Raw genomic sequence first — 12154 nt, forward strand, 5'->3', positions numbered from 1 at the left:
AGCCTGGCCAAAGGTGGCCGCCTGCTGGTCACCCAGAATACCGGAGATGGGGGTGCCGTTGAGCAAGCCCTGGGCCCGGCCGTAGCCGTAAATTTCCGAGGATGACTTAATCTCAGGGAGCATGCTCAGGGGGATCCCCATATCTGCTGCGATGGATTCGTCCCACTCTAGGGTGCGGATGTTCATGAGCAGGGTGCGTGAAGCATTGGTGACATCGGTTACGTGCACGCCACCATCCACACCGCCCGTTAGGTTCCAGAGAACCCAGGTGTCGGTATTACCAAAAAGCAGGTCTCCTGCCTCAGCCTTTTGGCGGGCACCTTCGACGTTGTCAAGGATCCATTTGATCTTGGGGCCGGAGAAGTAGGTGGCCAGATTCAGGCCCACGATGTCGTGGTACTTGCCGGGGCCAGCTTCACCACCGAGTTCATCACAGATTTTCTGGGTGCGGGTGTCCTGCCAGACAATAGCGTTATAGACCGGCTTACCGGTGGTCTTATCCCAGACCACAGCGGTCTCGCGCTGGTTAGTGATGCCTACCGCAGCGATTTCGTGATGGTTGACCTCAGCTTTGCTCATGGCCTCGCCCACGGCTTTGCGGACGTTCTCCCAGATTTCCATGGGGTTGTGCTCTACCCAGCCGGCCTTGGGGAAGATCTGTTCGTGCTCGTGCTGACCGACGCTCTTAATTTCACCCTTCTTGGTGAAAAGAATGGCGCGGGAGCTGGTAGTTCCCTGGTCGATGGAAAGGATGTATTTCTTGCGTTCTGGAAGCTGTGACATAGTCCAACCTTTTCTGTGAGGGTAAACCCCTCTTTAGGCTTACCGGGTGTATAGGGGTGGTTTTAGAGAGCCAGGATGGCGGGGATAATCAGGGCCGCTAGGCTAGCGCCAAGGAGGGGGCCAACAACAGGAACCCAGGAGTAGGCCCAGTCGCTAGAGTCCTTAGCCTTGATAGGCATCAGGGCATGGGCTATACGGGGGGCTAAATCACGGGCGGGGTTGATAGCGTAGCCGGTGGGGGTACCCAGGGACAGGCCAATAGCCACAACGATCAGGGCAACAGCCAAAGGCCCCAGACCCGAGGGAGTGCGACCGGAGGCCACTACGAAACCCACCAAGACAAAGGTGCCGACGGCTTCGGTTAGCAGGTTCCAGCCGTAGGAACGGATGGCAGGTGCAGTGCAGAAAATCCCCCGGGTGGTTCCCGGCTCAGCCTCATCAAAGTGCTTCTTGTAGACCAGGTAAGCACCCCAGGCACCCAGGAAAGCACCAATCATTTGGCCAGCCACATAAACAAGTAGCGCGCTCATGGAGGGAGCGATTCCGGGGGCAAAATCATTACCCGCCACGAGTTGGCCCAGAGTGACCGCCGGGTTTAGGTGGGCCCCAGAAGGCGCCCCAATGTAGACCGCCGCAAAGACAGCAAACCCCCAACCAAAGGCAATAGTCAGCCAGTCTGTGTTCTTGGCCGCAGACTTGGGTAGGGTGACCGCCGCGCAGACTCCAGCGCCCATCAAAATGAGGGTGGCGGTTCCTAAAATCTCCGAAAAGAAGGCGCCTAACAAAGTGGCGTTACCCTCTGCGGTCACCAGGGCGCTGGCCTGGGCAGTAGCCTGGACAGTGGCCTCAGCGCCAGCTACCAGTAATGAGCTCATCATTGACCTCTTTCACGTCATTGTGGTGGGTGCAACCCCGGAGGGCTGCACCCATGATTGGATATAAATAGGTGGTTTAGCTCAAGCCAAAAGCTAGTGAGCTTGTTCAACCGCTTGGCGAGGAGCCACCGGGGTCGCCCCCAGAACTTCTGCGGCTGCCTCAGAATCTGTGGTCAGTTGCTGGGCGGCGGCAATAGCCTGGACCCGCTCACCATAGAGCTTTTTCTCCTGCTGGCAGGTCTGCTCGTCCCAGCCCAGCTCCTGCGCCATAATCTCGATAATTTCATCGGCGGCTGACAGGCCCCGGTCCTTTGCCTCCAGATCCAGGCGGATACGGCGGACCAGGACGTCCTCAAGGTGCAGGGCACCTTCGGCCCGCACCGCCTGGAGCACATCGGCCCGCAGGAACTGGGGGGCTTCAGCCAGGGGAGTGCCCCAGGACGAATCCTGCTCAATGAGGGCAATAATATCTGCTAGCTCAGATCCATAGCGCTCCAGCAGGTGCTCTACGCGGTCGGCACCCCAACCGTTCTCGCCTGCCAAAGCCTCTGACCGGGAGGCAAGAGCCTCATAGCCCTCGGCACCGACCAGCTTAATGTTTTCGGTCACCGATGGCAGGTTCTTGGCACGACGCCCTAGAGCAAAGTCCACCGCGTCCTGAGCCATGACCCGGTAGGTGGTCAGCTTACCACCGGCGATTGCGCTCATGCCGGGGGCAATTTCCATGACGGTGTGCTCACGGGAGACCTTGGTAGAAGCGGCCGCCTCGCCCTTCTTGGCAACCGGCTGTAGCAGGGGGCGCAGGCCCGCGTAGGTGCTGATGATGTCGTCCTCGGTCAGCTCATCTGCAATCAGCTTGTTGGCTTGATCTAGCACATAGCGGATATCGGCCTTGGTTGCCACGGGGCGCTCGCGGTCCTCGGTGTAGGGGGTATCGGTGGTGCCGATAATCCAGTAGCGCTGCCAGGGAATGATAAACAGTACAGACTTCTCGGTCTTGGTGAAGATGCCGCTACTGGCCTTGATGCGCTCACGGGGAACAATAATGTGAACGCCCTTAGAGGCTAGGACTTCCAAGCCCTTGTTTGAGGTGGCCATAGATTCGGTTTCTTCGGTCCACACGCCGGTGGCGTTAATAATGTGGCCTGCACGCACGGTCTTTTCCTGGCCGGTCTCTAGGTCGACAATCTGGGCACCGGTAACACGGCCCGAGGCGTCTTTCTCAATGGCAGTTACCTGTGTGCGGGAAGCGGCCAGAGCGCCGTAGCCTGCGGCGGTGCGAACCAGGTCGATGACCAGGCGGGCATCATCAACCCGGGCATCGTAGAACTGGATAGCGCCGCTAAAGGCTGAGTCCTTGATGCCGGGGAAAACCCTCTTGGTTCCTTCCTTGCTGAAGTGACGCTGGGCCGGTACAGCGCGGTGGCCACCGGCCCCTAGGAAGGCCATGGTGTCGTACATGCCGATGCCCACAGCCGAGTATGCTCGTTCCACTACCGGCATTTTAAGGGGCCAGAGGAAGGGTTGAGCCTTGACCAGGTGGGGGGCGGTGCGCTCCAGGAGCAGGCCGCGCTCTTTGAGAGCTTCGGCTACCAGCTTGAAGTCTAGGTTGTAGAGGTAGCGCAGGCCACCGTGAACCAGTTTGGAGGACCAGGCGCTGGTTCCAGCAGCCCAGTCGCCAGCTTCGACAATGGCGGTGCGAAGCCCGCGGGTTGCTGCGTCCAGGGCGATACCTGCGCCTGTCACGCCCCCGCCAATGACGAGGATATCGACCCCGGTCTCATCGGTCATGGCGTCGAGGGCCTGGCTACGGGACTGAGCGCTGAGCTGGGATTGGGTGGTGAAGGTGGCTGTCATGAGGTTTTCCTTTGACGATGGTGCCGGTAAAAGTGTCTAAGACCATTTGAGCGCCCAAGGTTGCCCAGAAGCCAGCAAGCTGAACAAAATTTCATTTAGAATAAAAAGATGGTGAACAAAAGTGAAAATCTGCTGGTTGAAGCAGCCCAGCTTTACTACGGCGAACAGCAGACCATGGCGGCTATAGCCAGCCGCCTAGGGGTGTCCCGGCCCACGGTGTCCCGTCTGCTTAAAGCCGCCCGGGACACCGGGGTGGTGACCATCCACATCAAGGAACAGCCCCACCGGGGGCACCCGCTGGAACGACGCCTAGCGGACCTCTACCGGGTGCGGGTTCAGGTGGTGCGCCCACCCGATCACGCCACCGAACAGGTCAGGATGCGCCGAGTGGCTATCGCTACCGCCCAGCTGGTGGACTCTCTCATGGTTGCGGGCACCACCTTGGGGGTGGCCTGGGGTTCTACCGTGACGGAGGTAGCCCAGTACCTACCCAAACGTCATCTAGAGGGCGTGACCGTTGTCCAGCTCAACGGGGCAGGTAACGCCAGCCACACCGGCATCCCCTATTCCGGCGCCATTTTGGGGCAGGTTTCAGCGGCCTACGGGGCGCAGATGGTTCACTTCCCGGTCCCGGCCTTCTTTGATTTTGCCGACACCAAGGCCGCCATGTGGCGCGAGCGCAGTATTCGCGGCGTGCTGGCCGTTCAACGTAAGGCGGATGTGGCACTTTTTGGGGTGGGTGCCTTTGGCGGGGCCATTCCCTCCCACGTCTACGCCGGCCGTTACTTTGACACCCAGCAATTAGCGGACCTGCGGGCTCAGGGGATTGTGGGGGACGTGTGTACCGTGATGGTGCGTCAGGACGGCACCTGGGCCGACCTTGACGTCAACCGGCGGGCAAGCGGCCCGACCCCGGCCGAGCTGGCAAAAATCGGGCGCAGGGTCTGCGCCGCGGCCGGCAAACACCGGGCCGCCGCCCTGCGTGGGGCACTGACCACCGGGGCTATCACCGATCTGGTGGTAGATGTGGAACTGGCGGAGCAGCTGCTCTAGGTGTTTGCCGACAGGATATTCTATGGAACTTAGCCTCTTGAAGGCTTACTCCCATCGCTCCAGGTAATCGATGACCTGAGGCGCATCTTTCGAAAGTTGCCCCCAAGTAAGAACACCCTCATTTTGTAGTCGTCCTACTAGAACGATGTAGTTGACTTTAAGCTCCTCTGCTTTCTGATAGGCCCACTCATATGAGATGTGGCTGGAATCAGCAGGAACGGGCACCGTCTTACCCGCAAAAATAAGTTCTTCTGCGAGCTTATCTGCGGCATCTTCACGTTGCTCGATTTTGCCCGCAGAAGTTTTATCACCGTGAAGAATGGGGGCGGCCTCAAGAGAAATATCTCCGTTGAGTACATGGGCAATCTCGTGCATGAGGGTGAAAAGGACCTTGTCGAGCCTCTTACCGCTCCCGGAAATCCCAATAATTGGTGTGTTTTCTATCTGAAAACTGACTCCGCTCATTTTGGTTCCGGGCAGTAGCTCTGAGTAGACCAGGCAAACGCCTGCACCTGCCAGAAGCTCGGAAAGCGCGGCGAAACCCTCTGGGTCCATGGTGAGTGAGGGGATGCGGTTGGCAACTACTCGTAGCTTGCTAGCGTCATACTGAGGCAAGCCGTCGATACGGCACGTTGCTTTCTTGGCAACGTTGTGAATCCACTGTTTTTGTGTTCCTGTGAAACTGTCCGTGGGGGACTGCTTGCGGGCGGCAAGAGCGAGGTCACTTTGAAGGACGCCCACAAAGGCTTCGGCACCCTGAGTGCTAATAAAGCGCTCAGGAGTCACATCGAGAGTGCTTTCGCTGGGCTCGGGCGCTTCACCTGGAATCGGCGGGGCTTCTTGAATGGTAGTTGATATCCAGTTCTCGCCAAATGCTTCGAAGCGGCCGTTATCGAGGACAGCCTCAAAGTGTACAAGAGCCTGAACCGCATGTGCATAAGACATTGCGGTGGAAAGGGTGGGACTTGAATCAAGGGATTCAAACCTAGAAATAGCCTGTTGGGAGACACCAAGCTTCTCCGCAACGTCCTGCTGGGTTAATCCTGCCTCTTTGCGGAGGCTAATGAGTTGAGCAAGAAAGTCCCGTTCTTGGCGTGCGAGGTAGTTTGCGCGCTGGCGGGATGGGGAAGGTTGGCGTTTCCTACGCTGTGTAGTAAATCGTGCCATGGGAAAATCCTAACAGCTATACAACTAATAAGTTGTATTGTGTGTTTGAGTTCATCTTACACCGCTGAATCTGGATGGAGCTAGCCGTATAGCAAATCTTCAATGAGATCGAGCGGGTGTAACGGTTCAGAGCCATCTGCCGCTAGCCCCCACATAGATTTGCAGCCTAAATTGAAACGCATGACGGCCTGTTGCATTTGCTCCGTTTGTAGCTCTGAGATTTGTTGCTTGGTGAACCCATCTACTTTCTTGAAATGGGCATGACTGGTGACAAGCAGATTTTCTACATCTGATTCAGTAGGTTCTGCGTGGTACTGGCGAAACAGCTTCTCAGGGTAGCCGAAGTCGTTGAATGTCCAACGTAACTCGTAGAAATCCTGCCCTTGATCAATTGCTTTGATCGGTTCGCCGGGGTCCCTGGGGTTGAGAGTGCCTTGGGAAGCATCTTCGAAGAGTACTTCAAACTGACCGAGCGCGCGTTCTTGGGCTTTCTGGGGGAGCTCTTTGAGCCAGGCTACTATTTCTAGAATTGCCGGGTGCTTGTCATACCAGTAGGTATGCCAGATAAGAGGGCCATCGCTTAACGGGGTACAGCAACGAGACCGCGCGGCCCTGGCATATTCCTGAGCCTTGGGGTGATGGTAGACTGAACCGGAAGACATGGGTGGTGGAGCAGGCTTTGGGGCAGGCAAGAGTGCTCTCCTCTCATGGGACAACGGCTATTTGGACATTGTTGTTAGTTTAGAGCATCGGGCTAACACTTTAAGGAGTTTTTAGACCACGGTGAGCTGAGCCCCGTCGTCCTGGCCGGTTGCCTGGTCGCGCAGGCGCTCGTAGAGGCCCAGATCCAACATGAGGCTCATGAACTTATCAGCCGGCATTTTACGAACAAAGTCCAGGAGCTCGTTGGTGTCGGAGCCATAGGACCAGAGCATAGTGGCTAGGCCATTGCGGGCCTTCTTGGAATGGGCGAAGTCGTCCTTGGTGTTAGCGGCGGCGCTCTGGCGCAGGCCCTCGTCCCTGGATGCCTCAGCTACAAAGGTCGTGGCGAAAGCAACCTGGTACTCGTCCGAGAGGCTCAAGCCCTTAAAGTAATCATTGACCAGGTCAATCAAGGCTGACCTAGATTTAAATCCTTACCCCTTAATAAAAGAGCTCAAAGCTAAGATTAGCCATATTGAATATTGTTTTCACGAAGCCTTTCCTTTATTTCTGAGTATTTTACTATTCGGATATTTTTCAGGTCAATCTTTTGGTCATTAAATATTTCTAGTCTTGTTTTAGGTGTTTGCTTACTTTTAAATGATTCTTCGGTAAATATTTCTTCAATATTTTTATTTCCTTTAATTAATTCTCTGGCTTGTTCTTTAGATATGACCCTGGCGGCAATTTTAGGACTGATCTTTGTGTTGACAACAAGCCTACCAGCCGCTCTTGCAGATTTTTTGGCATTATCCTCATTTTTGCTATCCTTGATAGTGGCTGCAAGCACCTGGAACGTAATGAGCTCGTTATCTTGAAGGAGTCTGACAATAATATCAACGTTATTTGTATTTGTAAAATCATCCTTTATTATATGAGGATTGTTGACTTGTATTCCTCTCTGTTTATGTAAAATATCATTTTTTATCTTATATTCAATATTATGATTTATGAGGTATTCTTCCAGATTTTCAAATGGAGTCTTGGGTTCCGTGTTGGCCGTGTTTTGGCAACCGGCTAGAAGGCATGCAAAGGGGTGAGAAATCCTTTCAAAGTTTTCCTTGAAATTTTCTTTATTTGAGGAATCGTGGATTATATTTTTCGCGTCACTAAGACTTAGTAGTCTTAGGGAAATATTGGAGGGTGTGCTGTGACGTGTGCAATTTGAATGCAGTGAAAGGGTGTGGGGATCCTTGGTTTTTATGTAGAATAGGTAAAATCCAACTGCGTCATAGTCTGAGCATGCTGAAGTTAATATATCAATTTGATTTCCATGATTTTTATTTTTATACGTTAATCCATCTTTTACTTCTTTTTTTAAATTGTCCAGATTTTTAATTCTTTTCGCCTGAATTAATATGTCGATTCTTGTGTTTGAATTAGGTGCTTTGAATACGGTAAAACCAAGATCCGCTCCGCTCTGTGAGCCTTCTTGTTGTTTTGAAAAAGAAAACATATTCCCATTAAATGGAAAAAAATCTGACTCTTCATCCCAGATGCATGAAGTTTCATCAGAATGCTCCCCGGGGCAGGGGGCTACTATTTTGTATGGGTAACCAATAATTTGACTCTTTAAAATATCGGTTAGTGTTTCCTCGCCCCATATTGGTGATGATTTGTGATCTAGCTGGAGCAATTTAAAGATGGTAAAATTGCCAAAATTCAATAAAGCGTTTATTATATTTTGAGGGTTAAAAATTGGATTGTTTTTCATTTTATTCTTGGAATTTTGATTTTAATAAATTATTGGGATGTTGTGTTTAGTGGTTTGTTTTAGGTGTTTGATATCTTCTTTATGGTTTGTTTGTTTGGTTTGTGCCCATAAAACACTTTTCTTGCAAAGATTAGGTCATGCGATTCAAGCTCGGCAACCGTATCCTCAAACTTGTACTTCTCAAAGATATCGCGCACATTCGCGGAGAACCTGTTGATATAGTCGCGCAGGTTAATGGCCAGGGTATCGGGGTCGTTCGTGATGGTTTTCAGGTTGTGGCGCGACAGGTTATAGAAACTATAGTGATGCCCTGCTTGGGCCGCGAGCATGGCCAACGGGACATCGTCGAGCTGGTAGCCCTCGGCTGCTTTCACAACGGCCTCTTTAGTCGGGGCTAGGGTGGCATCCAGTCGGAAGAGCACGGTAAAGGGCAGAATAATCTGGCCATACTGGTGTTGCTTATAGGTCCCGCGCAAGACATCGGCTACGTTCCAAATAAACTGAGAATGATTCAAAGACGACACAAGCTACCCTTCACAAACGGTCAGCCCCGGTCAGGGGCCTTACAGATAATTCTAAGGGAGCGGTGCCTTCTAGGGGGAGTCTCACCGCGGTTCAAAGGGATTCGCTTTCCCGTCAATCTTGAAGAAGCCGTAATACATTGAGTGAAAATCAGGTCATACCGTTCATGAAATTCAGGTAATAGAGTTTATGAAAATACGGTAATAGTGTTGTCTGACAAGTGATAATATCTAGTTATGAAATAACTTCCAAGATCGTTGGATCGGGAACTTGATGACCTTTTACCCCACCTTTCTGCTGTAGCTATTGATGGGCCGAAAGGTGTCGGTAAAACCGCCACCGCCCAACGTCGCGCAGATACTGTTCTATCTCTCGACCGGGCAAGTAATGTGGCCCTCTTAGAAAGCGACTTTGATTTTGATAGTTTTCGGGGTAAGAAGCTCCTGCTTGATGAGTGGCAGTACTACCCGAAGGCCTGGGACATGGTGCGCAGGGCAGTTGACCAGGGGGCACCTGCTGGGTCATTCCTGCTCACTGGCTCAGCTAGCCCCTACGATATGGCTGGAAGCCACAGCGGGGCCGGTCGGGTAGTTTCCCTGCGTATGCGCCCCATGGGGTTGCATGAGCGCGGCCAAACAACCCCAACCGTATTCCTTTCTGACCTGCTGGCAGGTGAAGCCGATATATCAACCTATCGGTCAGAGTATAAGCTGGCAGACTATATGGAAGCGATTGTCGCGAGCGAATTTCCCGGGTTGGCGGGGCTCAACCCCCGTGCCTTGCGTGCACAGCTGGAAGGGTACCTCATGCGTGTGATCGACCGTGATATCCCAGAACTTGGTGCCGAGGTTCGCCACCCCTTGGCGCTTAGAAAATGGCTGGCGGCATACGCGGCTGCTGAATCAACCACAACTGCATACTCAAAACTGCTTGACGCAACGACCGGTGGTGACGGAACACAGCCATCTGAAAAAACCACCCGCACCTATCGTGAGCATTTGGCTAAATTAAGGTTACTCGACCCGGTGCCCGGTTGGGTACCGGCCTTAAACGCTTTCACGCGCCTACAACAATCCCCCCCCAACACCATCTAGCAGACCCCGCGTTAGCGGCTCATCTTCTAGGGTTGGATGCCTCTGCTTTGCTCTCTGACCGGGGGAGCCACATGGCAGGCCCCCTTTTTGAATCATTAGTAACTCTCACGGTACGTGTTATAGCGCAGTCGCTGGAGGCCACAGTTTCTCACCTCAGGATAAATTCAGGTGCCAGAGAAATCGACCTCCTTGTAGAAGGGCGCGACGGGCAACTAGTTGCCATAGAAGTGAAATTGAAATCGGCTCCTACTGACCGGGACGTACGTCATCTTCTTTGGTTGAAGGAACAGCTGCCTCACCGCGTTGCAAGCCTGGTTGTTATTACCGCCGGCGACGTGGCCTACCGTCGCCCCGATGGCATGTATGTTATTCCGTTGGCTCTTCTAGGGTAAATACACCTGCCTCAGCCAGTAGGTTCCAGCCGCATAATACATTTCTGCTATATACAGTTGGTTTGCCGTGACCGCCTGTTCACTGGGGCCCTACGTTACGTCCTCCACCTGCCCTGTGGATAAAAACATGCTGACCGATTGCTGAGCGGGTAGGGTGTAACTATCCAAACATCACGTCAGGAGTACACGCATGCGCTTTTCTGGCTCATCTCTAGCCCCTTCCGCTCAGCCCTTGACCCGCTTAGGGGCCACGCTGGCAGTCTCAGCTCTTGCCCTGACCGGTTGCGGTGTGGGGGCCTCCGGTTCCCCGTCAGCTGACCGGTCAACGGCAAGGCCCGAGCCTAGCTCTAGTAGCTCAGCACCTTCCGGTGAAGCCGGTTTCTCCACAACAACAGGCTCCCCCTCAGCATCGGCTGGGGCCGCTGCGTCATCATCAGCCTCCGCTACAGCAGCAAGCTCAGAAGCTCTGTCCACCCAGAACAGGGTTCCAGCTATCGGGCTCAAATATGATGGGAGCTTTGATGACTACATGCCTGCCACAGAAGAAGCACCGGCCCAGAAGGTCCCCAGGCCCATTGAACCTGCGGGCATGAACGAGCACACCCAAGAGGGCTTCGTTAAATTCTTCGAATACTACATTGCTGAGCGTAACTACGCGATCACCAGCGGCGACACCGCCCGCTGGCGGGAACTGGTAACACCAGCGGGCAAGCCTAACCCCTCTCAGCAGGCTGAGCTCGACTTCCTGGACAAGGTCGATGCCGCCTACAAAAACGGCGGGTGGGTTGTGCGGGGCCACCGCAAGGCAGTGACCGACTTCTACCTTGTGGGCAAGGGCAATGAGTTTGGTGAGTATGTACTCAATACCTACCTGGTAGAAAACGGGACCGTGCTCCTGAACCCTGAGGCTAACCCTCCCCGGACCGAATGGGTTCCGGTCACGGAAGATCCCTACTTCTTTGGGCTGGCAGCTGACCATGAGGACGGGGCCTGGGTGCTGACCCTGCAGGCTATGGACTACTCAGATACCATGGCGGTGCCAGCAGATAAGTAAGACTGCCGGTTTCGTGAGGTCTTGAGCCCGTCTACCCCTTAGGCCCGTCTGCCCCTTAGGGTAGGCGGGCAACTGCGTCTTGGAGGGCTTCTTTGACCGCCTGGATTGCTGGCTGGTTGGAGCTTTCAGTGCGGGTTGCCATGAAGATTTTCCGGGAGGGCGCATGGGGCAGGGGTAGGGCTTTAACACCGTAAGCTTCCTCTAGTTCTTTGCCCTGGGCAGGTAGCGCAAAGCTGGGCATGATGGCTGCCGCCCCGGTTGCGGCCAGTTGCAGGTGGGCGTTGAGGTCATCAATCACGTAACGGATGTGCGGTTCAAAACCTGCCGCCCGGCACTGGTTAATACCCCAGATGCGGGAGGTGTTGTGCTCGCCTTCAAAAACCCAGGGGAGGGCGCTAGCATCGGCCAGCTTTTCCACGGGGCTGTCCTGAGCAACAACCAACTGCAAAGTGTCAAGGGCCAACAGGTCATAGGTGAGGTCCGGGTATTCGGGAATGTAGTGGTGGGGGTAGGACTCAGCAATGACCACATCGAACTCCCGGCTGCGGGTTAGCGACAGGCCGGTTTCCGGGTCAATCTGTACCACGTGCAGTTGTACCTGAGGCGCCTGGCGTGCCAGGTGCTCAAGCACACCGGTGAGCAGGGCGTGCGCGGCTGACTGAAAGATGGCCAGCTTGACCTGGCCGGTGGGCACACCATCCAGCAGCGTGATGCGGGTGCGGGCAGCATCCATCTCTCTGAGTATGTTCCGGGTACTATCGGCCAAGATGAGTGCTTCTGTGGTGAGTTCAACCCCCCTGCCGACCTTGCGGAGCAGGGGAGCGCCCACCTCTTTTTCCAGTGTGGTGATTTGCTGGGAGATGGCGGAGGAGGTCAGGTGCAGTGCTTTGGCTGCGGCGGCAAGGGTACCGCGTTCGTGGATTTCTAGCAGCATGGCAAGG

General features: G+C 54.4%; 13 protein-coding genes. 4 read left to right on the plus strand and 9 right to left on the minus strand.

The window, feature by feature from the left end; translation table 11 throughout:
- The 3 genes from ACN080_RS10050 to ACN080_RS10060 form a co-directional block, all read right to left on the minus strand.
- Nucleotides 1-783 (minus strand): FGGY family carbohydrate kinase (locus tag ACN080_RS10050; protein WP_419113702.1); only part of this gene is annotated, 783 nt, incomplete at its 3' end.
- Nucleotides 784-845: 62 nt separating this feature from the next.
- Nucleotides 846-1658, minus strand: a complete 813-nt coding sequence (locus tag ACN080_RS10055) for an MIP/aquaporin family protein (RefSeq protein ID WP_419100118.1) — start codon at nucleotides 1656-1658, stop codon at nucleotides 846-848.
- Nucleotides 1659-1751: 93 nt separating this feature from the next.
- The gene (locus ACN080_RS10060) at nucleotides 1752-3515 is read right to left on the minus strand and encodes an FAD-dependent oxidoreductase (RefSeq protein ID WP_419113703.1); all 1764 of its coding nucleotides are present in this window, start codon (nucleotides 3513-3515) and stop codon (nucleotides 1752-1754) included.
- 108 nt (nucleotides 3516-3623) lie between these two features.
- Here ACN080_RS10060 and ACN080_RS10065 point away from each other — a divergent pair, with 108 nt between their 5' ends.
- Entirely contained in the window at nucleotides 3624-4568 is a 945-nt protein-coding gene (locus tag ACN080_RS10065) for a sugar-binding transcriptional regulator (protein ID WP_419100023.1), read from the plus strand.
- 45 nt (nucleotides 4569-4613) lie between these two features.
- Here the strand turns inward: ACN080_RS10065 and ACN080_RS10070 are convergent, their stop codons facing one another.
- From ACN080_RS10070 to ACN080_RS10090, 5 genes are all read right to left on the minus strand, one after another.
- Nucleotides 4614-5735: a helix-turn-helix domain-containing protein gene (locus ACN080_RS10070; RefSeq protein WP_419113704.1), complete on the minus strand. Its 1122-nt coding sequence runs from the start codon at nucleotides 5733-5735 to the stop codon at nucleotides 4614-4616.
- An 80-nt stretch (nucleotides 5736-5815) separates the two neighbouring features.
- Nucleotides 5816-6427: a hypothetical protein gene (locus tag ACN080_RS10075; protein WP_419113705.1), complete on the minus strand. Its 612-nt coding sequence runs from the start codon at nucleotides 6425-6427 to the stop codon at nucleotides 5816-5818.
- An 81-nt stretch (nucleotides 6428-6508) separates the two neighbouring features.
- On the minus strand, nucleotides 6509-6850 hold the full coding sequence (locus ACN080_RS10080; protein WP_419113706.1) for a hypothetical protein: 342 nt from the start codon (nucleotides 6848-6850) through the stop codon (nucleotides 6509-6511).
- Between the two features lie 53 nt (nucleotides 6851-6903).
- A complete protein-coding gene (locus ACN080_RS10085; protein ID WP_419113707.1) occupies nucleotides 6904-8151 on the minus strand; it encodes a DUF6615 family protein in 1248 nt (415 codons plus the stop codon).
- A gap of 59 nt (nucleotides 8152-8210) precedes the next feature.
- Nucleotides 8211-8675: a type I restriction-modification system subunit M N-terminal domain-containing protein gene (locus ACN080_RS10090; RefSeq protein WP_419113708.1), complete on the minus strand. Its 465-nt coding sequence runs from the start codon at nucleotides 8673-8675 to the stop codon at nucleotides 8211-8213.
- Nucleotides 8676-8930: 255 nt separating this feature from the next.
- On the opposite strand from ACN080_RS10090, the gene ACN080_RS10095 reads away from it, so the two are divergent.
- The 3 genes from ACN080_RS10095 to ACN080_RS10105 all read left to right on the plus strand — a co-directional run bounded on the left by ACN080_RS10095 (nucleotide 8931) and on the right by ACN080_RS10105 (nucleotide 11213).
- Nucleotides 8931-9767 carry an ATP-binding protein gene (locus ACN080_RS10095; protein WP_419113709.1) on the plus strand — a complete coding sequence of 279 codons (837 nt, stop codon included), beginning with the start codon at nucleotides 8931-8933 and terminating at the stop codon, nucleotides 9765-9767.
- A gap of 32 nt (nucleotides 9768-9799) precedes the next feature.
- On the plus strand, nucleotides 9800-10159 hold the full coding sequence (locus ACN080_RS10100; protein ID WP_419113710.1) for a DUF4143 domain-containing protein: 360 nt from the start codon (nucleotides 9800-9802) through the stop codon (nucleotides 10157-10159).
- A 190-nt stretch (nucleotides 10160-10349) separates the two neighbouring features.
- On the plus strand, nucleotides 10350-11213 hold the full coding sequence (locus ACN080_RS10105) for a DUF6318 family protein (protein ID WP_419113711.1): 864 nt from the start codon (nucleotides 10350-10352) through the stop codon (nucleotides 11211-11213).
- Between the two features lie 55 nt (nucleotides 11214-11268).
- Here ACN080_RS10105 and ACN080_RS10110 read toward each other — a convergent pair.
- The coding region (locus ACN080_RS10110; protein ID WP_419113712.1) for a LysR family transcriptional regulator at nucleotides 11269-12154 on the minus strand (886 nt) is incomplete at its 5' end.

Origin of the sequence: Rothia sp. CCM 9416 (assembly GCF_048513535.1) — a bacterium.
Taxonomy (GTDB): domain Bacteria; phylum Actinomycetota; class Actinomycetes; order Actinomycetales; family Micrococcaceae; genus Rothia.